This is a genomic window from Corynebacterium sp. J010B-136, from assembly GCF_002967075.1.
In the GTDB taxonomy this organism is placed as follows: domain Bacteria; phylum Actinomycetota; class Actinomycetes; order Mycobacteriales; family Mycobacteriaceae; genus Corynebacterium.
This window is the reverse complement of the sequence record NZ_PUGE01000001.1, coordinates 321639-343093: the sequence shown is the minus strand read 5'-3', so window position 1 is coordinate 343093 and position 21455 is coordinate 321639. Positions and strand designations below refer to the sequence as shown.

Here is a 21455-nt window from a genome sequence, read left to right as displayed (position 1 = left end):
CTTGACAATGGCTGCTCCAACGAAGCCTCGTGACAACAGGACTGATGAATCCGGCATTGAACGCACCCGGCAAGATGAGCCGGGCGCGGTTGATAAAATTCGTGAACGTTCTGGCTTTGTCGACCACATCATGCGCATGCAAAACCGGTACACAGCGCAGGGCGGCAACCAGTTTTCAGCCGGCGTTACCTACTATTCGGTTTTGGCGATTTTCCCACTCTTCATGCTGATGGTCGCAGTCGTGGCAACCGTGCTGGCCAACCGCGATGACTTGATGCAGCAAGTCCAAGATGCCATCACCGGGGCAGTCGAAGGTGATTTGGGCGAGACCATCAACCAGCTGTTGGTTACCGCCATTGACCAACGCGGCGCCATGTTTGGTGTCGCTGGTCTGACCACTTTGTGGTCTGGACTGGGTTGGATGAATAACCTGCGCATCGGTATTTCTGCCATGTGGGGACTCGATGCTAACGAAGGCGGCGGCAACTTCCTGGTTAAGAAGATTAATGACTTGCTTGGCCTGATTGGTTTGCTCGTTGCCTTAATTTTGGCCTTTGGCGTTACTGCTGCTGGTACCTCGGGCATCATCCCGAAGGTATTTGATTGGATTGGCCTAGACCACTTCCCAGGCATGAACTGGGTTATCTTCGCTGCTGGTCTGGCTATTGGTTTGCTGGCGAACTTCCTGGTGATGTGGTGGATGATTGTAGTCCTGCCGCGCACCAAGGTTCCGCTGAAATCCGGTGTCAAGGGCGCAGCACTGGGTGCCATCGCGCTGGAAGCTATCAAGCAGCTTTCTACCGTCATCATCTCTTCGGCTACTGGTAATCCAGCCGGTGCAGTCTTCGGCCCGGTCATCGTGTTGATGGTCATGATGTATCTGATCTGGCGCGTGGTCATGTACATCAACGCCTGGACTGCGACTACTGAAGAATCCCTGGCTTTGGAAGAGCCCTCTGTTCCCGAACCAGCTGTCATCCGAGTGCGCCAGGAAATCTCTTCTGGTCCTTCTGCTGGAGCCAGCTTCGGCGCTGGCGCTGCCATCGGCGCGATTGGCGCCGGTGCGGTTGCGCTGTTGCGCCGCAAATAATACTTCCGCCCGACCTTGAATAATGGGGTTGGGGTAAGGGTCAGGGGATCCACTGAGGTTGGATTAGTCCCCTGTTGGATGTGTAAGTCGCACGCTATAGTTGGGCATATGAGTCACAGTTTTGCTCCTGATCTGTACAAGCACATGAAGCTTGATAGCGCCGATGAATGCGCGGCCCTTGGCATTTTGCTGGCTGCGCGCGATGCAGACCTAGAAAGCCATGGTGTGACGGCAAATGATCCGCGCCGCAAGGAGATTCAACTGTGCTACTCCATCTTGTCCAAGCCTGAGGTGCGCAAGCACTATGATGACGCCATTTCGGCCGGACGGAAGATTACCTGGCCGGAAATTGAGCATCTCGCTAATTTCGGGAGCTGGCCTGATCCGGTTACGCGTATGAACGTGAGCGAGAACCCGCCGCAGACTCACGGCTGGTCGAGTCCGCAGGGAAGCCCCCAGCAAGGGCCGCAGAGGCAGTCTTTTATTCCGCCGCAGCCCCAGCAACAGCCGCAAGCCCAATCACAGCAGCAGCCTCCGTATGCGGCGCCTTATGCACAGCCCCAGCAGCCGGCGCAAAGCCCGTACGCGCAGCCTTTCAACCCGTATCAGCAAGCCAATTATCAGCACCAGCAGATGGTTCCGCAGCAGGCACAGGGTTTATATCAAACTCCAGTGGATAGCCGGATTGCTGATCGCCCGTCGTCGAGCACGCGAGTGGGCATGGCCTTTTTAGATTATTTCTTGCTATCGATTGTGCCTTTGGGGCTGCTCGCCGGTGACTCGATATTCGCCAGCGTTATCGCCGGAGTGTTGATGGCAGTAATTTTTGTCGGCACCGAAGTTGCCTTCGGCGGTTCCCCAGCGAAGCTGATGATGGGCTACCGGGTGCGCGATGTTGATACGCATGAAAAGCTCAGCATCGAGCAATCCATTAAACGCCAGTGGTTTAGAAGCATCCTGATTGTGCCAGGGCTCGGCCAAACCATCGGTTTCATCGGTGCGGTAGCAACGCAATTTACTATCAACCCAGCTAACGAGCAGCGTGGCGCCCACGACCGCTGGGCGAACGCAGAAGTAGTAAAGAAGAAATAATTACAAGAACCAGCACTGCTACACCGGCCACAATCAGCCACGGCATCCAGGTTGGGTGAGTGGGGCTTTCTGCTGCCGATGCCGCATCAGGTGCTGATACATTTTCTGCATTCGCCGCTGTTGCGGTAGCAGCAGGTGTTTCTTCTTCTTTGGTGATTTTCTCTGTTTCCTCCAGAGACGAGACGCCTTGGCCGGCGGGAATCTTATAGGCTTCATCGAGAAGCATTTGTGCTTGCTCCCACGCACGGGGACCGTGGTCGATGGTGGTGTCCAAAATGACCGCCATCAGCCGGCGCCCATCGCGGTCTAAGGCACCAACGAAGGTGTGGTTGGCATCATCGGTATAGCCGGTCTTACCACCAATTCCATCGGGGTCATTCATAAAGAGGCCATTGTCATTGCCCAGCTCGTAGCCTTCTAAATCACCGTAGCCGGGAAATTTCACGCTGTCGGTGCCCACGATGCGAGCAAAGGTGGGGTTTTCAAAAGCTGCGGTATAAAGCAGCGCCATATCGGCTGCCGAGGTAGACATACCTGGTGCATCGAGGCCAGAGTAGCTAGCCGCGAAGGTAGAGCGAGCACCCAGATCAGTCGCGAGCTTGTTGATCTTGGTTAAAGTCTCCTCATCGCCGCCGAGCTGTTGCGCCAACGCGTGCGCGGCATCATTGCCAGAGGCCATAAGTAGGCCTTGCAAAAGCTGCTCGACGGTATAGCGGCCCCCGGGGCCAAGGCCCACGGCGGAGCCATCGATAGCTGCATCTTCGTCGGTGCCAATGACCACCTTCTTCAAATCCAACTCATCGATAGCCTCGAGCGCCAGCAGGACTTTAAGAATAGAAGCCGGACGATAGCGGCCGTGGGGATCTTTCATCGCTACAATCTCCCCGGTATCCAGGTCAGAGACCATCCACGCGGATGCGCGCACGTCATCATTGACGTCGAATCCAGCAGGAGCTTGCACTCCACAGTTGGAATCTTGCACCTCGGGCAAAGGCGCTGGGGATTGCTGACCAGGTGCTACTACTTCAGAGGTTGTGACAGGTTCTGGGGGAAGCAGTGCCTGCGGGCAATTATCAGTATTGGGTGCGGCCTCGCGGGTCGATGAAGCAGGTGCATCTTCTTCCTCTTCGCCTAGCGGGGTGTCATCGAAAAGCCCATCAAATACCCCAGTAAGACCCTGTTCTGTGGGTTCTAAATCTTGCGCCAACACCGCCGGGACGGAGGTGCTAAGAATTGCCGCGCTGACTGCGGTGGCAACAAAGGTATTCAACGATAACCGCAAGCGTCGTGGAGTAGTTCCAGTACCAGTGGGTTTAGCTTCGGAAGTGGTAGTGCGAGAGGAAAAGACAGTCATTGTATGCAATATCTTAGGCTCAGGCTTAGGATGGCTCCCATGTATGACGCACCTTTAATTAGCCCAGAAAACAAAGATTCTTCCGCCGACACTTTGGCTTCCTTGCCCAAAGTAGCCCTTGCTGCGAAGGTTGCCGCAGGGCACAGTGTTTCTGACGCCGTGAAAACCGTCCTGGACAAGCTGCAGGCCGATAATGTGATTTACGCCGAGTTGCGCTTAAACCCGAATGATTTTGCGGACGCAGACGATGCATCGACAAGTGAAGCATTGCTTAGCGATGTCATCGCGCAGGCCACTTCCGCGCTTCATTCCCACGACGTCGATGCACGCATTATCCTGAGCGCCGATACCCAAGCAGCGAATGTCGCAGAGATTGCCGATGCTGCCATTGCCCACGACGAGGTCGCGGGCTTTGCGCTAGTTGGCGAGAATGTTGCCGCGCACGCAGGGGTTTTGGCCAAGCTGCAGGATAGTTTCGTACCTTTTGTCATCGATGGTGGCTTTGACGATATTGAAGCTGGCGTTAAAGCTGGTGCTACCCGCATTGCTGCTGGTGTGGATATCATCGATGACTTTTCCGCGACTGTCGAAGGAATTGCCCCAGGTAAGCTGACCAGCTGGATTCGGGATCGACACATCGCGGTGGAGATTACTCCCGATGAAAATATCGCCGCCGAGGAAGTAGATTCTTTGGCGGATCACCCCTTGCCGCTGTTGCAGCAGTTGGGCTTTACCTGCGCGGTGGGAGAATCTGCATTGACCGAGCAATTTGTCTCGCTCAATGAAGCTTTAGGTTATGGCCTGGAGGAATTCTTTGAGCTGACCGTGGCTGCGATGCAAAATAGCTTTAGTACCCAGGAACATCGCCAGCACCTGATTGAAAGCGTGATCTTGCCTGCTTATGAAGAACTTTCTGACACCGAGTTTGCCGAAGACGCCCAAGAACCTGAAGACGACGCCTAAGGCACGTGAAATTGCGTCCGCTGCCGTGGCCCTTGGTGTGGGCGCTTTTAGCGTCGGGGCTTTAGGTGCGGGGCTCAAGGCTTATAAGGAAAGCCGGGAGCCGTATCTGCGCCAGGTGGATCCTGAGTTGCGGACTTGGTCGTTGTATCTTCCCAACCACGTTATTTCGCCGGCGTTGATGTTATTTATCATGGGTTTGGTCTCTAAAATTGATGCGATTAGAGAGACCGACCGCGACGTTGACATCCGCCTCATTGATGGTGAAAGCCCTGATGATGGGCATCCGTTTAGCGCGCGGCATATTGTGCCGCAACGGTTAAGGGGTGCTGGAGCATCTGCTCCAGCACCCCTGCGCCCAGCGATGATCTGGACGCATGGCGGCGGGCACCTGATTGGTACGCCCGGATTTTATGACCCACAGAACGCGAAGATTGCTGATGAATTAAATATCTCGGTCTTCGCGCCGAGCTACCGGAAAGCCAATCAAGCTCCTTTTCCGGCGGACCTTGATGATTGCTATGCGCTGGTGCGTTGGGTGCAAGATAATGCGGAAGAATTGGGAGTTGATCCGCAGCGCATTGCCGTGTGTGGCGATAGCGCTGGTGGTGGTCTGGCGGCAGGCATCGTGCAGCGGGCGATTGATGACGGGCACCCCGTTGCCTTTCAAGGCTTGGTCTATCCCATGCTGGACCACCAAAGCGGCAATGTCTCTAGCGCGGGATTTGATGCCCATGAGCGCTCATGGGGGCAGTTTATCTGGACCGCGCGGTTGAATGCCGCAGCATGGAACCTGTATTTAGGCAATGACCATTTGGACTCAGAATTAGCGCCCTATGCGTCACCGCTGTATCGCGAGGACCTCACAGATTGCCCGCCGACGTGGATTGGCATTGGGGATTTGGACTTGTTTTACCCCGAGGCTTTAACCTTCGCGCAGCGCTTAGATAAAGCCGGCGTTCCCGTGGAATTTATTTCTTATGAGGGTGCCTATCACGGGTTCGACCACCTGGCGCCACAGTCGGAGAAAACAGCAAAGCTTCACGCAGATCTTATTGCGGCGCTGCGTGAAGCTTTGGAAACGGATTAGCTGGCGGAGTTAGAACTTCGAAAAACGCTTCGTCAGCATTTCTTCGAGGCCCTTCCACGCCTCTGCGTGATCATTGAAGGGCTTGGAAGGAACATAACCTGCGGTCTCGGTTGAACCCAGCATGTATCCCAGGTAGTCCTGGAAACGTGGGTGCTGCAGCATATACGAGTTAATCGAGTCATCTCCGGCCCAGTCAGCAGCATCCGCGCAGATTTCATAGCAGCTGCTCATCTGCTGTGCATCAACAGCTTCTGGGCCCTTGGTGATATCACGCACGATGCCATTGAAGGTGTACTGGTTATCTGGGTGAACTATAAATTCGAGTTCGCCGGCATTTGCCGCGGTGACCAATTCTTCCCAGGTGCTAACGCGTGCTAGGTCGTGATCATCATTTTCCATGATCCAACGCATGAGCTGCTTGGACGATGGGAAGGTGAAGATTTCGCCCCACTTGCCCAAAAAGACGGGGGATTCACCGATATAAGTGCGCAGGGTGTAAACCGAACGTGCATCGATGGTGATTTTGACTGGGTCGATACCGGCAGCAGCCCACGCGGATCCATCATAAGGATCTGCCGCCTGCTTTTCTTCCTTGCGCTGCTGTTCTAATTGTTCGCGCTTTTCTTGAGCAGCCTGTTTCGCAGTGGAAATCTTTGATGCAGCGGAGGTAACCGTGTCTTCGTTGAACTCAGTAGAAGGCACGATGCGGACCTGGGCGTCGAGGTCATCAATGACTTTTTGCCAATTGGTCAAGACAATGCGACCAATTGCAGTCCATTCCTGCAAACCTTGCTCGCCAGAGAAATGGTCCAAACCGCGTGCAGCGTTGCGCAGCAGGGAGTGGCTGGCGAAGAAAATGCTGGTTTGTTGCGCAGCTGTAACTGATGCGATGACCTCTGCCATCTGGAAGTTGCGTGCCACAGCGGAGATATTGGTGTGGCTCGGGCGGCCGGCTAAAAATTCTGGAGTTCCGATGAGATCGTAGGTATCACGCTCTTCGGGGCTGACGCGGTTTGCTGGACCCTGATTAAACTCTTCCCACTCTGGGTGGTCTTTAAGATCATGTGGTTTATCGGATTCAATGAAGGTCAAAAGCTCTGCTTCAGTGCGAAAGCCCAAGACAGATTCATCATCGCCTAAAAGGGCCTGCCATTCGGTGCCTTGCTGGCGCCATTTCGGGGCCCAAAGAGTATAGTAGTCGCCTTCAGTTAAAGAAATTTTAATCGGAACAATCGCGCGTGAGCTCATGGGCGATAATTCTACCCAAAGCCTAAGAAGTCGGACGCCAGAAGCCCTTGAATTCCATCCCCATGTTGGAGGTTCGCAGGGGATTGACCTGAACTGGGTCGCCGGCTTCGACAATTTGTCCATCACCGGCGTACATAGCAACATGCCCATCCCAGACCACTAAATCGCCTTTGACCAGCTCGTCGGCGCTGACCTGAGTGCCCACGGTTTGTTCTTCTGCCAAACGCGGGATATCTACCCCGGCTGCGCGGTAGGCATATTGGGTAAGACCCGAGCAGTCGAATCCTTGTGGGGTAGTCCCACCCCATACATACGGGGTTCCGACCATAGATAGAGCAGTATCAACTGCCTTTTCACCCGCCGCAGACCCCGTGGAAGAACCTGACGTAGACGAAGCCCCGGCGACAGAGCCTGCTGTATCTTCTTCGGCCATGGGAGCAACGCCCGCTGCCGACGAGCTTGCCGTTGTGGAACCTGCGGGAGTAAAACCTGCTTGCCCAGAGACTGCTTGAAGTTCCTTTAACGCGGGTTGTCCGCCATCGACGTGTGAGGAAATAGTACGCGTCGCGATCTCGGCCAGCGGTGCGCTAATCGCCGCTAGTTCATTGACCAGGCTGCCGGTACGCGCTACAGCCCGGCCAAGGTATTCCATTGCCAACGCTTTTAAGGCCGCCTCTGCACCCAGGCGCGCAGCGGGGTGGGGAACCAATAGTCCAACTGCTAATGGCACAGCGCGCGAGGCCAATTCCATAGCCAGCCCAATGAGATCCTGCGCGCAGGCGCCAATTAAGCCGCTGGCTTCACCGGCGATGCGGCGGATGGTGTCCTGATCTTTTTCCAGCACGCCGGCAGCACTTAGCATCTTGCTGGGGTCGGTTCCCGCAATGTTTGCCAGCGGTGAGACCGCAGAGATATCTGGAACATTTACTAAGGAAAGCTGCGGGAGGGAAGGCGGCTGCAGGCCGGCAACCTTCGCGATGGTATCAACAATGACATTCATCTTTATCCCACCTGGAAGCCATCAAACGCGGAACTGGCGGAAGAATCGGTGGCCTCGGCGGCATCGGCAAGCGCAAAGCCACTGCGGGCAATATGCGCGACATCGCTATGCAATTGCTGCGAACGTGCAGTGAGGTTATCCAAGGCCTGGTTGAGCGTGCCCACAAAATCAGCCAAGGTGGAATCAGTAGGCATGACAGTCGGCTGCGGCGGGGTAAAAGCCGCGGCCACATCCAAATCGCGGGCGAGCGAGCGCGTGTACTCTAGGTCAATTTCAAAAGTGTGAGCTGGGTTCATACTCAATTAAGACTGCGTGAATATAAGAATGGTTCCCGCGATGATTTACGATGTAGCTTATGGATATCCACGTAGTAGACCACCCACTTGCTTCATCTCGTCTGACGCTCATGCGCGATGAGCGCAGCGATAACGCAGCATTTCGTGCAGCCCTGGCTGATCTTGGCGGAATGTTAGTCTATGAAGCCTCTCGCAATCTGCCCGTTGAGCACTTCGAATGCAATACCCCAGTCGCTGTAGCCGACGGCACGCGTTTGCTTGACCCACCGATTATCGTGCCTATTATTCGCGCGGGTTTGGGCATGATTGACCCAGCACTGTCGATGATCCCAGATGCTCAAGTTGGCTTTATCGGCATGGCGCGCAACGAAGAAACTCATGAGCCAGTTCCGTATTTGGAAGCATTACCCGAAGACCTCAGCGGACGCACCGTCTTCCTGGTTGATCCGATGCTGGCCACCGGTGGTTCACTGCTTCACTCTTTGAAGCTGTTGGTGGACCGTGGCGCAACCGATATTGTTGCTATCTGCCTGATTTCAGCACAGCCTGGTGTTGATGCCCTCGCGGAGTCTGGCTACCCAGTGCGTTTGGTTACCGCCTGCATTGATCCTTCCTTGGATGAAAATGCCTACATCATTCCAGGCTTGGGCGATGCTGGTGACCGACTTTACGGTCCGCGCAACATCGATTTATAAAAGCGCACGCTCGGTGCCTAACGTGCGCCGAAGCATGTGTGCAACGCGCACAGTGACATTTTCAACGTGGAAAGATCGCCAAAGCTAGGTTAAGCTCGCAGACGTCCATGACTGCAAGGATCCTGGGGGGGAGCCTGAATGCACGTCAGGGGCGTCTTTTAGCTTTGATTGATAATTTTTAAGCAATCTTTTTGGACAGACCTTGGGGGGTGAGGTCCATGGCGCCAAGCGTTGGACGTTTGCTGTGGGCAAGTTATGGTTTTCGGTTTTCACAAAACCTGAAAAAGATTCGACGAAAACGCGGAGTGACGCAACAAGCATTGGCTGAAATTGCCGGTTTATCGCGGACACAAGTGTGCAATTTAGAACGCAATGAAAATAACTCTGGAACCAGTGCGGATCCGGCGCTATCAACGGTGTACAAGTTAGCGTTGGCGTTAGAGGTTCCACCAGCACTGTTATTGCCGCAACCAGAAGACAATGTGCAATCTGTGTGTGCAACACCTGCACCTCGGGTGCCGCAAGAGAAAATTCAACCCGCAGAACTTGCGGAGATTGCACCTGTCGATGCGATGCCCGCAGGCAGAGTGCAAGCACTTTTGGTGAAATCTGTACCGGCGCATCCAGCACCTAGCCAGCAGCATTTATTAAGCAGCGAGTTACAACAAGAAGGCGAGGGGAGCGGGTCTTCGTTAGAGGAATTAGCGCCATTTTCTCCTGAGTACACGGCGCATAAACGACTCGCAGCGAGCGCGAAGCACAGTGGTTCAGCGCCTAAGACCGCGCATTCACAGCGCACCAAAACTACCCGGAGGCTGCGAATAGGTGGTGTGCAGTTATCTTAAATTCTTTTTAAAATCACAGGTTGGCACATAGGTTGGCCTATCCTTGCACTGCTTGGATTTATGAACCGCACGGTCTAGTTGTAGAATCGGACGGAGCACAATAAATCTATTGCGCACCACTTTTAGGGCGCCGGGTGTATCAAGGAGGGTCTGACTATGACGCAGCCGACCGTTTCGGAATTCGTCAATGACTGGTTTGATACTCACCGTTCGGAGATCATTGGCTGGCGCCGGCATATCCACAGCCACCCAGAAACGTCCAATCAAGAGTTCGAGACCACCAATTATCTCGCCAAGATTTTAGGCGAGTACGGCATTGAAGCTCAGCGTTTTCCAGAAACCGGGCTCATGGTTGATATCGGACCTGATACCGAAGAAGGCCGCATTGCTTTCCGCGCGGATATTGATGCGCTGCCGGTACAAGAAGTAACTGGCCTCGAGTACAGCTCCCAAAGGCCTGGGGTGTCGCACTCCTGTGGACATGATGTGCACACCACTATTGCTTTGGGCGTGGCTTGCGCGGTGGCAGATTATAACCGCGAATTCCCGTTGAGCATTGGTGTGCGCGTTATTTTCCAGCCCGCAGAAGAAGTCTGGGTCGGTGGAGCAACTGACGTTATTGAATGGGGTGCGCTCGAAGGCGTGCACTCTATCTACGCCGTGCACGTGGAGCCCAAGCTGCGGGTTGGGCGCATCGGACTCCGCGCCGGTGCGATTACCTCTGCCACCGATATCGTCGAAATCGATATCAAAGGCCCCGGCGGGCATACCTCCCGGCCGCACCTGTCTGCTGATGTCATCTACGCCATGAGCAAGGTTGTTACTGATTTGCCGGCGTTATTATCGCGCCGGGTGGATCCGCGCACGGGCACGGTTTTGGTGTTCGGCACCATTAACTCTGGCTATGCTCCGAATGCCATTCCGCAAACCGGTTCGATATCCGGCACGTTGCGCACCGCTGATATTGGAATCTGGCGCGAAATTTCTGGCATCTTCCAGGAATTGGTTGAGCAGGTCCTTGCCCCAACGGGGGTCAAGCATGAACTGACTTATCATCGCGGTGTTCCGCCGGTGCTTAACGATGATGTAGCAACCGCGCTGATTGCATCGGCAGCTAAGGCGATTGACCCGCAATCTATCGTGCAAGCTCCGCAATCTTCTGGTGGGGAAGATTTCTCGTGGTACTTAGAGCACGTGCCAGGCTCTATGGTTCGCTTGGGCTGCTGGTCTGGTGACGGTGATATGCACGACCTGCACCAAGGAGACTTAGTTGTGGATGAGCGTGCGATTGGCGTGGGTATTAAGCTATTTAGTTCTGTAATTAGCCAATTTATGACGGCTATTGAAGAAGAAGCTGCCAAATCCTAGCGCTATTTTCTTTCATAGGCTGCTCCAACGGTTGCCCTGGCTAAGAACTTTTAACCTTTAACAGTTAGACTCTAAGGGAATAAATCCCCATGACTTTTAAAGGAGTCGGTTAAACATGGCTGAGCACCAAAAGCGCATTGTTATCATCGGCGGTGGCCCGGGCGGTTATGAAGCCGCGCAGGCAGGCGCCAAGTATGGCGCAGATATTACTGTCGTTGAAGATCAAGGCATGGGCGGCGCAAGTATCTTATTGGACTGTGTTCCATCCAAGTCTTTTATTGCAGGCGCAAATATTAAGACTGACCTCCGCCGTGCTGATGACATGGGGCTTAGCGGAGGATTCGCCAAGACTGAGTTGGCATTGCAAGCGCTTAATGAGCGTGTGACGGCACTTGCTGACCGCCAGTCGGATGACGTGCGAGCGCGTACTGAAGAGCTCGGTGTCCGCATCATTAACGGCCGGGGACGCTTTGACAAGGACCAGGTGTCGGCTTCCAGCGGTGGACACAAGGTCACCGTTACCCACAATGAAGATGGCCGCGAAGAGGTCCTGGATGCAGACCTGGTTTTGATTGCCACGGGTGCAACACCACGCGTGCTGCCAGGGGCAAAGCCTGATGGTGAGCGCATCTTGAACTGGCAGCAGGTCTATGACATCACTGAGTTGCCGGAGCACCTGATTGTTGTTGGTTCCGGTGTCACCGGTGCGGAATTTGTTTCCGCGTTTGCTGAGTTAGGCGTGAAGGTCACCATGGTGGCTTCCCGTGATCGCATTTTGCCTCACGATGACGCCGATGCCGCGGATGTTTTGGAAAAGGTTCTGGCTGAGCGCGGCGTGGAGCTGGAAAAGAACTGCCGCGTTGATACCGTCACCCGCACCGAAGATGGCGGCGTTGTAGTCAAGACCACCGATGGTCGTGAGATTTACGGTTCGCATGCTCTGATGTCCATTGGTTCGGTTCCTTCTACGGCTGAGCTTGGCTTGGAGCACGTCGGTGTGGAAACCGCACCTTCTGGTCACATCATGGTCGACCGCGTATCGCGCACCAATATCCCAGGTATCTACGCTGCCGGTGACTGTTCTGACCTGTTCCCGCTAGCTTCTGTTGCTGCGATGCAGGGCCGCATTGCGATGTACCACTCTTTGGGCGAAGGTGTATCGCCACTGCGTCTGAAGACTGTTGCGACCGCGGTATTTACTCGTCCGGAAATCGCCGCGGTTGGCTTCACCCAGAAGGAAATCGAAGCTGGCGAGGTTGCTGCGCGTACCGTCGTGATGCCTCTGTCGACCAACCCGCGCGCGAAGATGCGTTCGCTGCGCCACGGTTTTGTGAAGCTGTTCTGCCGCGCGACCTCTGGCCGCGTCATCGGTGGCGTTATCGTTGCACCTACTGCTTCCGAGCTGATTCTGCCTATTGCCGTTGCCGTGACCAACCAGCTGACTGTTAACCAGCTGGCTGACTCGATGGCTGTCTACCCATCCCTGTCCGGCACCATCACTGAGGCGGCCCGCCGCCTCGTTGCCCACGACGATCTGGAGTAGGTTCTCGATCGCCTGCTCAAGTTGCTAACTAAAAGAAAATTCTTAGAGATCCAGTGTCCTCAAGTACAGATCACAAATGTGCGAGTGACCCCAGGATTCTCTAAGATTTTCTATTTGCCTGTGAAATACAGTGGCCTTGAAAGCACTTATCTATGATTCCCTACTGAAAGAAACCGTAGACTGGCGATATGCATGTGATTCGACCTGATATTGAAGCATTTAGACTTCCGAACGATGAGAAAGAGAAACTTCCTGACTACATGGTCTTTTTCTGGAGGGAAGTTGAGGAGCAAGAATTCGACTGGAAATACTTAATCCAGGATTATGTCGTAGTCGAAGGAGCAGAAGACGCGTGTGAAGTGATCTCTTGGGCAAAAGATCAAGCGAAGGGCCGTATTATCGCGGTATATCTGATGGCTTATCCCAAGGTATCTCGCGAACCGTCTGTTGCCCAGCTAAGTCGAGTTTATGGCGACTATCCTGAAGGAGAAAAGCATCGTGAAGATGACTTTTTCGAATTCACGGTTTGATATCTCTTCCATTTTTGGGAAGGATTCGAAAGTCCAGAAAAGGGCTTAACAGACAACATATGCTTGTTTGACATATGAAGCGGTTCCTGTTTGAGGCCGTGCACCGAAGGGCGCGATCCAGTTGATATAAGTCGATGCCTTGTAGTGGTGCTTCTTTCCGTCACAACGCATGGATACGTTTTCTTTCCAAGATTTCTTATGCAAGACCCGAGGGCCAGTACTCGTCTTGCTTGTTTTATTATCACGGATGAGACGAACGAATCCATCGATTTCGGGAAGCGGGACCTGGCACGTGATTCGGGCCTGGGAATTTACTGTGCCAGGAACATGGTGAGAGTGATGAGGCGTATCAAGTGATCCTTTACACCGAACAGGCACGACTCCAGCTTTCGTGGTCAAATTGGCACGAGCAGACTGTTCCGACGGATAGGAGTTCGGAACTTTATGTCGCAGATCTTTGTCGCTTTGTTGGGCAGTCGGATCAGCATTATCCGGTTCCGTTGGATCGTCATTTGCAGGTACTTCGACTGTGAAATCGAAGTCGTAATCCAGCTGATTAAACTCTTCTGGAGAGGGCGTATCGCCTGTCAGTATGAGAGGAGCTGTGACTTCAGGGGTCTCTTTAGCAGTTGCTAAAGGCGTAGTAAAAGACAATATCGTGAGGATTGTGATCGCGTACGCGAGAGTTCTTTTCATGCGTAATGGTTCCTAAACCGGTAGGGAGATTTGAATCTCTATTTAAGCACGAGATCGAGCCAATTTGAGCAAACTTATCGGTTCCTACCACTGTAGTGAGCAACACGTAGTATCCAATTGTTTAGTGTGGATTCCTTGGCTTGCTATGGAAGTCACTACTAGCGTGGACTACAACGCGCTAATTGCGAAATTGTCGTTGGGTGGACCTCTCCACTCCGAGCATATGACCGTTCGCGGGGGAGCGGTTTGCGTCATTATTAAGGGGAAAGTACAGAAGTGTTTATTAGTATTCCATTATGAATGAAATTAGGGATAGGGGAAGGCTCCAACAACGTAGTTGCGGAGCCAGATCAGATATTGCCGGTGTACGAAAGTACCAATGCTTAAAATGTAGGTGATTGGCGCCTCGCCTAAATGTGAATGCTGCTCGGCGAGAATGGTGTTCAGAGAAGACCTTGTTCAGGTGGGATGCTAGTTTTGCTAGAGGCCAACTGCAGTGACGGCGTGCTGAGCTTGCTCCGGGGTGAACTTCTCGCCGTAATCGGAGGTGAGCTGGTTGAGCAATTCAGTACCCGACATTGGCATGAGTTCCTGGTAGCTTTCAGCGGCCTCAACAGCCTCGGCGTTCCAGTCTGCGTCAACGGTATCTACCGCGTACTGCGCTTGTTCGGGGGTGAACTGCTCGCCGTATTCAGAAGTGAGCTGGTCGTAGAGCCCCTGGTAGGAGAAGTGGCTGAACTCAAGGTAGTTCTCAGCGGACTCAAGTGCTTCAGTGTTCCAATCAACGGTGACAGTGTCCACGGCGTATTGGGCTGCATCGGCTGGGTACGCATCGGCGTATTCGGACGTCGATTGGTCATAGAGACCCTGGTACGAAAAGGAGCTGAAGTCCAGGTAGCGTTCAGCTGAGCGCAGTGCATTCTGAAATTCTTTGGAAACATTGTCGTCAACCTCGGCGGCAGCAGAGTCAGGGTTTTCTGCCGCGGTGTCTGCGCCACCTGCTGCTTCTGGCTCAGCCTCGGCTTCTGCTTCGGCAACCAAGTCGACGCTCTTGTTGGTATCGGCGGAATCGTCGGTGGTGGTGGCTACGTCATCGTCATCATCATTGTTGGTAAAAGCACTGAAGAGAACAACGACTGCAACGATACCGACGCCCCATTTTAGAAAGCCGCGCTTTTTCTTCTTAGGTTTCGCGGAGTCTTGCGGGGCGAAGTTAGGGGACTGGGAATCCTGGGGAAAGGTTCCATAGGGGTTGGGCTGGGAGCCAGACATACTAAGACATCCTTTGATAAGTGATAGGGAGGGAATAGATACTCAAGCAGCTACTGCTTGGGTACGTCACTTATCATGTCAAAGACGCTGGACAATGCCCTGAGACGAGCTAGAATTTATGTGCTAACCATTCGAAATGGAACAGGTAGAAGCACCTGGCGGTGTTCGAACAGGCTTTAAGAAATGCCCAGTTCGGCTAACGCGTGGTCAGCCTGCTGGTCGGTAAACCGGCCGATGGTATCGGAGACCAAAATATCGCGCAGCTCATCAGGGGTTATATCAATATTGTCATTGCTCCAGTAGGATTCGGCGGCCTCAACGGCCTCGGCATCCCAGTCGGCTTCGACATTATCTACCGCATACCGCGCCTGGGCATCAGTGAAGTTATCTGCTGACTCAGCGCTGAGCTGGTGGTGCAAACCTTCATAAGAGTAGTGGCTGTGTCGCAGATAGCTTTCGGCGGCCTCTAAGGCTTCGGCATTCCAATCGGCATCGATATTATCCAGCGCGTATTGCGCAGCTTGGTCGGTGTAGACCTCGCCATATGGGCTGGTGAGATATTCGGCGAGCTCGGATTCCGAATAATGACTTTGCTCAAGTGCTTCGCGGGCAGCGATCAAGGCTAACTCTCCATCGGTTGATGCATTGAGCTCATTGATGCGGTTGCTGCCTTCATCGATGGCACCGCTGATTCCATCAGTAATGCCGTCCTGGACTTTTTCATCCATCTCTGAATCCCACACGCTATTAAAACCAATAGCGCCGCCGATAACAATCACCATGGCAGCAATAGCAATGATTTTATTTCGATTCCCGCCGGATTTTTTCTGCTTTTTCTCTGGCTTCCGGTCGGAGGCAAATACCGCATTCTGCTTGAGGGATTCTTGGTATTCGGCATAGCTTTGGGTGGAATAATCCGCCTGTGGCTGCTGCTCATAGTTTGGGCCGGACATAAGATTCCTCCGCGGGAGATGAGTAAAAACTTTAGTAGATGCAGATTCTACGCTAGATCAAAAGGCGTATCCGAGGTGGTGTTGAGATTAATTGCATGCTCGCGGCCCTGCTGTGGGAAGGCACGCTGCGGGCAGGCCTCACGCGGGCAAATCGTACATCCCGGGCCGATGGGAGTTGCTGAGGCAGGGGAGAGGTTAAGCGCATCGGAGTAGATGAGCTTATCGGCATGCGAAATCATGCAGCCAAGTCCGACGGCGAATTCTTTGCGCGGGGTGCCGAAGGATTTCACCTGGCCTTGCACATGCCGTGCAATCCACAAATACGTGTGCCCATCGGGCATGGTGGCAACCTGCCGGGTGATGCGGTTCGGGGTTTCAAAGGCGCGGTGAATCGCCCACAGGGGGCAGGAGCCGCCAGTGCGAGAAAAGTGAAACGACGTTGCAGATTGGCGTTTGGAAATATTGCCAGCGCGGTCAGTGCGGATAAAGACAAAAGGTACACCGCGCGCACCGGGGCGCTGAAGCGTCGTTAAGCGCTGCGCGGTGGTTTCAAAACCTGTGCCGAAGATCGATGCAATCCGGTCGATGTCATAGCGGGTATTCTCCGCGGTCTCTAAAAACTCCGTATACGGTAGCGTGACCGCGGCGGCGAAGTATTGTGCCAGGCCATAGCGCCCAGTTTGCCGGGCGAGTCCCGTGGGCAGTTCGTGCACCAGGTTATCCAAGACGTCGGGGTAGGCGAGAAGGCAATATTGCATCGCTAGTTGGAAGGTCAGTTGGGCATCGGAAAGCCCTGCACGCAATGAAAGCTCACGCGAGGAAGCTTCAAAGATGCGCCTTTCGGTCTGCGCGGAGCGGCCAAAGCGCGTGTGCACATCAAATTCACGGTCCAGCAGGTTAGCCAAGTGATTCAGGCGCAAGATTTTATCGCCCAATTTCCCAGCGAGTTCTTCTGCCAACACATCCAATTCATGGATGTAGTTATGTGATTCAAAGAAGAACTTCTGCACCATATCCAGCGGGGAAGTCGGCGTCTCCTGCGGATCCGTTTGCGCAACAGACACCAAGTTCGGCATCAACTCCGGAAAGCGGGCGGCCAAATCATGCAGTGTGTCATCTTCTACCGTGGGAAATAAAGAGCGCAGCTCATTAACCACGCGCAGGTCTTTATCAGAAGAGAAATAGGTGCTATCAACATTGAATGCCTCGGCCAGCTGAATCAGCACGGTAACAGTGAGCGGGCGCTGGTCATTTTCCAGCTGGTTGAGGTAGCTGGTGGAAAGGTTAAGCTGCTTGGCCATCTCCACCTGGGTGAGCCCATGAGTCTTTCGCAGTGCATGGATCCGTGCCCCCGCATAGTGTTTGCTCATCGCATGCCTTTCTTCAAAACCCTGTATCACCTGCGGGTTACGCAAGTTTTGCAAGTTTTACAATTTAACACCACATTATTACACAAATCCATCTTATGGCGTAGGTCATTGGCTAATCTCTAGTGTGATGGGTAGCTCATATATTGGATGTGTTTGAAGAAAAGGACTTGTAAAAGCGACATGATCGAGCATTCAGTACGTACCCATAAGTCAGCAGAAGAATTCCCACTTGAGGAGCACTTGGCCTACAAGATTGCTCAGGTGGCGGCCGACCCGGTTGAGGTTGGGCAAGAAACCAAAGACATGATCATCAACCGCATCATTGATAACGCATCGGTTGCGGTGGCTTCGGTGATTCGCCGTCCAGTAACTTCCGCGCGTGTGATTGCACAAGGCCATGAGGTGGCAGAAGGCGGCGCGACCGTCTTTGGCGTCGATGGCAACTACTCCGCGGAGTGGGCTGCGCTTGCTAATGGCACCGCGGTGCGTGAGTTGGACTTCCACGATACTTTCTTGGCTGCGGACTACTCCCACCCCGGCGATAATATCCCGCCGATTCTGGCCGTAGCGCAGCACAAGGGCCTTGATGGCAAGGCGCTATTGCGCGGTATTGCTACCGGCTATGAAATTCAGGTCAACCTCGTGAAAGGTATTTGCCTGCACGAGTGGAAGATTGACCACGTGGCACACCTTGGCCCATCGGTCGCAGCGGGGCTGGGCACCATGCTGGATTTGGATGTGGACACCATCTATCAGGCTATTGGCCAGGCGCTGCACACCACCACGGCAACGCGTCAGTCCCGCAAGGGCTTGATTTCTTCCTGGAAGGCCTACGCACCAGCGTTCGCCGGCAAGATGGCCATCGAAGCCGTTGACCGTTCCATGCGTGGGGAAGGTGCACCAGCGCCGATTTGGGAAGGTGAAGATGGCTTCATCGCCTGGATGCTGCACTCGCCAGAGCGCACCTACACCGTGCCGTTGCCTGAGACAGGCGAGGAAAAGCGCGCCATTTTGGAGACCTATACCAAGGAACACTCTGCGGAATACCAGTCGCAGGCACCGATTGACCTGGCGCGCCGCATGAAGTCCACCTTGGAAGACAAGGGGCTTGTCACCGCCGATATTGAATCCATCGTCCTGCACACCTCGCACCACACGCACTACGTGATTGGCACCGGCGCGAATGACCCACAGAAGATGGATCCGAATGCCTCGCGTGAGACCCTGGATCACTCCATCATGTACATCTTTGCCGTAGCGCTGGAAGATGGCACCTGGCACCACGTCGATTCCTACGCGCCTGAGCGTGCGAATCGCCCGGAGACCATCGAGCTGTGGCACAAGGTTTCCACGGTCGAAGACGCTGAGTGGACCCGCCGCTACCACTCCCATGACCCGAATGAGAAGGCTTTTGGCGCGAAGGCAGTCATCACCTTTAAAGACGGCACTGTTATTGAAGATGAAATGGCTGTGGCCGATGCCCACCCGCTGGGCGCACGTCCATTCGCGCGCGAGCAATACATCGCTAAGTTCCGCACACTTGCCGATGGCCTTGTGTCCCCCGAAGAGCAAGACCGCTTCTTGGCAGCGGCTGAAAACGTTGAAAACCTCACCGACCTGCGTGAGCTCAACGTCCGGCTGACCGATGAAGCTCTTGCCCAGGCACCGCAGACTCCAGAAGGGATTTTCTAAATGGCTGGCCTGTTTGGCTCTACGAAAACCAATGCTGAGAAGCGCGCGGAGTTTCGTGCATCGCTCGAAAGCTCCGAGCTAACCAAGCTGCCGGGGGCCTTCAACCCGCTGACCGCACGGCTTATCCAGGACATCGGCGGCTTCGAAGGCGTCTACATCTCCGGCGCCGTGCTAGCCAATGACCTGGGTCTTCCCGATATCGGCTTGACCACCTTGACGGAGGTCGCACAGCGCGCCGGGCAGATCGCACGGGTTACGGATTTGCCAGTGCTTGTCGATGCCGACACCGGCTTCGGTGAGCCCATGTCCGCGGCACGGACCATCGCCACGCTCGAAGACGCCGGATTGGCTGGCTGCCACTTGGAAGACCAAGTCAATCCCAAGCGCTGTGGGCACCTCGATGGCAAGGAAGTGGTGCCGACCGATTTGATGGTGCGTCGCATCACCGCTGCCGTGAATGAACGTCGCGATGAGAATTTCATCATCTGTGCGCGTACCGATGCCGCGGGTATCCACGGCATTGAGGAAGCCATCGAACGCGCTAAGGCTTACGCCGATGCTGGCGCGGACATGATTTTCACCGAAGCTTTGTACACCGAGGAGGACTTCGCGAAGTTCCGCGCGGCCGTTGATATCCCGCTGCTGGCCAATATGACCGAATTCGGCAAAACGAAGCTGCTCTCGGCGCAGAAAATCCAGGACCTTGGTTACAACGCGGTTATCTGGCCGGTATCGACCCTGCGCGTGGCCATGGGTGCGACCGAAGAATTCCTCCGCGATATGCAGTCAGAAGGGCTGCAATCCGAGGAATGGCTAGAGCGTATGCAGCACCGCTCCCGGTTGTACGAACTTGTCCGCTATCAGGAATATAACGACTTCGACCAGTCCGTCTTTACCTACTCCCAAGAAAACTACAAGCCCACTTTTTAAGGAGAACACCATGTCTGAAACCCCAGAAATCCGCAAGGGCCTCTACGGCGTCGTCGTTGATGAAACCGCCGTGTCCAAGGTTGTCCCAGAGACCAACTCTTTGACCTACCGTGGCTACCCGGTCCAAGAGCTGGCGCGCTACTGCAGCTTTGAGGAAGTAGCCTACCTGCTGTGGAATGGCCGTTTACCCAAGCAAGAATCCCTCATCCGCTTCTCTGCGCGTGAAAAGGCCCTGCGCCACCTCGACCGCCACCTCATCGACCTGGTGATGTCCATGCCGCTGTCTTGCCACCCGATGGACGTGCTGCGCACCGCAGTTTCGTTTATCGGCGCCCAAGACCCAGATGCCTACACACGTAACTCTGAGCATGTGCGCCACTCGGCGCTCGAGCTGATGGCCAAGCTGCCGACGATCGTCGCGTTGGATATTCGCCGCCGCCAGGGCAAAGGCTACATTGAGCCTTCACGCAAGAAGGGGTTTGCAGAAAACTTCCTGTGGATGGTCTTCGGTGATGAAGAGGGATCGCCTGCGAATTCCCGCTCCGATATCGAAGCTTTTGATAAGTCGTTGATTCTCTACGCCGAGCACTCTTTCAACGCCTCGACATTTACTGGCCGTGTAGTGACCTCGACCATGTCCGATACCTACTCGGCAGTAGTGGCTGCTATCGGCGCGCTCAAGGGCCCGTTGCATGGTGGTGCCAACGAGGCCGTCATGCACAATATGCTGGAGATCGACGACCCATCGAAAGCTGAAGCCTGGGCGAAAGAAAAGCTCGCCAACAAGGACCTGATAATGGGCTTTGGGCACCGTGTCTACAAAAAGGGCGATTCTCGCGTGCCAACCATGGAAGCGGCATTTAAGGAATTGGCAGAAGAGCATGGCCAGACCAAATGGGTAGAAATCTACGACATCTTGGCTAAGACGATGGAGGAAAATACCTCCATCAAGATTAAGCCGAACCTGGACTTCCCAGCGGGTCCTGCGTACTATATCCTCGGTTTCCCAATTGAGTTCTTCACGCCCATCTTCGTCATGGCGCGCATTACCGGCTGGACTGCGCACATCGTGGAGCAAAATGAGAACAATTCCCTCATCCGTCCGCTGTCTGCTTATGTAGGCGAAGAGCAGCGTTCGGTTCCTCCACGCTCCTTCTAAAACCCTTGTTAAAGACTCGGTTGGCTTAAGAAGCGGAACAAATCCCGTATTTGGCAAATTTTGTTAAGTACGGGGTTCGCTTTTTGTTTACGGGCTTGACATGCGGCGAAGCCATGCCGTAGATAAGCGAGATGTCGTACGACAATGTCCACAATCTGCTGGTTGAGGCTCCTGTGTCCGTTGGCAGCGGAAAATTAGTGTGCCGGTCATGGACGTAAATCCACATCGATATAAGGTAGCTAGAATTCAATTTTGCGAAAATGTTTTGTGGA

20 protein-coding genes are annotated in these 21455 nt (G+C 54.2%); 12 read left to right on the top strand and 8 right to left on the bottom strand.

From position 1 onward, the window contains the following. Positions 1-7: 7 nt before the first annotated feature. Together C5Y44_RS01465 and C5Y44_RS01460 are read left to right on the top strand one after the other, a co-directional pair. Entirely contained in the window at positions 8-1090 is a 1083-nt protein-coding gene (locus C5Y44_RS01465) for a YhjD/YihY/BrkB family envelope integrity protein (RefSeq protein ID WP_105323350.1), read from the top strand. A gap of 108 nt (positions 1091-1198) precedes the next feature. After that, positions 1199-2182 carry an RDD family protein gene (locus tag C5Y44_RS01460; protein WP_105323349.1) on the top strand — a complete coding sequence of 328 codons (984 nt, stop codon included), beginning with the start codon at positions 1199-1201 and terminating at the stop codon, positions 2180-2182. Here the strand turns inward: C5Y44_RS01460 and C5Y44_RS01455 are convergent. Continuing rightward, entirely contained in the window at positions 2121-3536 is a 1416-nt protein-coding gene (locus tag C5Y44_RS01455; RefSeq protein ID WP_105323348.1) for a D-alanyl-D-alanine carboxypeptidase family protein, read from the bottom strand. The two genes, C5Y44_RS01460 and C5Y44_RS01455, sit on opposite strands and share 62 nt — an antisense overlap. 39 nt (positions 3537-3575) lie before the next feature. On the opposite strand from C5Y44_RS01455, the gene C5Y44_RS01450 reads away from it, so the two are divergent. After that, positions 3576-4499, top strand: a complete 924-nt coding sequence (locus tag C5Y44_RS01450) for an adenosine deaminase (RefSeq protein WP_233189780.1) — start codon at positions 3576-3578, stop codon at positions 4497-4499. Beyond that, positions 4438-5586, top strand: a complete 1149-nt coding sequence (locus tag C5Y44_RS01445; RefSeq protein ID WP_105323346.1) for an alpha/beta hydrolase — start codon at positions 4438-4440, stop codon at positions 5584-5586. Before C5Y44_RS01450 ends, C5Y44_RS01445 begins: the two co-directional genes overlap by 62 nt. A 9-nt stretch (positions 5587-5595) precedes the next feature. Here C5Y44_RS01445 and C5Y44_RS01440 read toward each other — a convergent pair whose 3' ends face one another. Genes C5Y44_RS01440 through C5Y44_RS01430 form a run of 3 tightly spaced genes read right to left on the bottom strand, consistent with a single transcriptional unit; the run spans position 5596 to position 8130 of the window. Further along, complete coding sequence (locus C5Y44_RS01440) at positions 5596-6834, bottom strand: hypothetical protein (RefSeq protein WP_105323345.1); 1239 nt, start codon at positions 6832-6834, stop codon at positions 5596-5598. Positions 6835-6856: 22 nt separating this feature from the next. Beyond that, complete coding sequence (locus tag C5Y44_RS01435) at positions 6857-7834, bottom strand: C40 family peptidase (protein WP_105323344.1); 978 nt, start codon at positions 7832-7834, stop codon at positions 6857-6859. 2 nt (positions 7835-7836) lie between these two features. Next, positions 7837-8130 (bottom strand): transducer protein Htr23, encoded by a 294-nt coding sequence (locus tag C5Y44_RS01430; protein ID WP_105323343.1) that lies wholly within the window; start codon positions 8128-8130, stop codon positions 7837-7839. 59 nt (positions 8131-8189) lie between these two features. Here C5Y44_RS01430 and upp point away from each other — a divergent pair, with 59 nt between their 5' ends. From upp to C5Y44_RS01405, 5 genes are all read left to right on the top strand, one after another. Next, the gene (gene upp, locus C5Y44_RS01425; RefSeq protein ID WP_075722420.1) at positions 8190-8825 is read left to right on the top strand and encodes a uracil phosphoribosyltransferase; all 636 of its coding nucleotides are present in this window, start codon (positions 8190-8192) and stop codon (positions 8823-8825) included. Between the two features lie 218 nt (positions 8826-9043). Further along, a complete protein-coding gene (locus tag C5Y44_RS01420; RefSeq protein WP_105323342.1) occupies positions 9044-9670 on the top strand; it encodes a helix-turn-helix domain-containing protein in 627 nt (208 codons plus the stop codon). Between the two features lie 156 nt (positions 9671-9826). Continuing rightward, on the top strand, positions 9827-11038 hold the full coding sequence (locus tag C5Y44_RS01415; protein WP_105323341.1) for a M20 family metallopeptidase: 1212 nt from the start codon (positions 9827-9829) through the stop codon (positions 11036-11038). A 115-nt stretch (positions 11039-11153) separates the two neighbouring features. Further along, complete coding sequence (locus C5Y44_RS01410) at positions 11154-12581, top strand: NAD(P)H-quinone dehydrogenase (RefSeq protein ID WP_105323340.1); 1428 nt, start codon at positions 11154-11156, stop codon at positions 12579-12581. Positions 12582-12769: 188 nt separating this feature from the next. Next, positions 12770-13111: a hypothetical protein gene (locus C5Y44_RS01405; RefSeq protein ID WP_066840324.1), complete on the top strand. Its 342-nt coding sequence runs from the start codon at positions 12770-12772 to the stop codon at positions 13109-13111. Positions 13112-13156: 45 nt separating this feature from the next. On the opposite strand, the gene C5Y44_RS13220 is transcribed toward C5Y44_RS01405, so the two are convergent. The 4 genes from C5Y44_RS13220 to C5Y44_RS01385 all read right to left on the bottom strand — a co-directional run bounded on the left by C5Y44_RS13220 (position 13157) and on the right by C5Y44_RS01385 (position 17402). Next, positions 13157-13807, bottom strand: a complete 651-nt coding sequence (locus tag C5Y44_RS13220) for a hypothetical protein (protein ID WP_146108463.1) — start codon at positions 13805-13807, stop codon at positions 13157-13159. A 480-nt stretch (positions 13808-14287) separates the two neighbouring features. After that, the gene (locus C5Y44_RS01395) at positions 14288-15079 is read right to left on the bottom strand and encodes an Ltp family lipoprotein (protein WP_105323338.1); all 792 of its coding nucleotides are present in this window, start codon (positions 15077-15079) and stop codon (positions 14288-14290) included. 176 nt (positions 15080-15255) lie between these two features. Beyond that, positions 15256-16032, bottom strand: coding sequence for an Ltp family lipoprotein (locus C5Y44_RS01390; RefSeq protein WP_105323337.1), 777 nt, complete (start codon positions 16030-16032; stop codon positions 15256-15258). A gap of 47 nt (positions 16033-16079) precedes the next feature. Further along, positions 16080-17402: a short-chain fatty acyl-CoA regulator family protein gene (locus C5Y44_RS01385; RefSeq protein ID WP_105323336.1), complete on the bottom strand. Its 1323-nt coding sequence runs from the start codon at positions 17400-17402 to the stop codon at positions 16080-16082. Positions 17403-17582: 180 nt separating this feature from the next. Here C5Y44_RS01385 and prpD point away from each other — a divergent pair, with 180 nt between their 5' ends. The 3 genes from prpD to C5Y44_RS01370 are packed head-to-tail and all read left to right on the top strand — an operon-like array spanning position 17583 to position 21183. Then, the gene (gene prpD, locus C5Y44_RS01380; protein WP_105323335.1) at positions 17583-19094 is read left to right on the top strand and encodes a 2-methylcitrate dehydratase PrpD; all 1512 of its coding nucleotides are present in this window, start codon (positions 17583-17585) and stop codon (positions 19092-19094) included. Beyond that, positions 19095-20024 (top strand): methylisocitrate lyase, encoded by a 930-nt coding sequence (gene prpB, locus C5Y44_RS01375; protein WP_105323334.1) that lies wholly within the window; start codon positions 19095-19097, stop codon positions 20022-20024. 10 nt (positions 20025-20034) lie between these two features. After that, positions 20035-21183, top strand: a complete 1149-nt coding sequence (locus C5Y44_RS01370; RefSeq protein WP_066792556.1) for a bifunctional 2-methylcitrate synthase/citrate synthase — start codon at positions 20035-20037, stop codon at positions 21181-21183. The last annotated feature ends 272 nt before the right edge of the window (positions 21184-21455 follow it).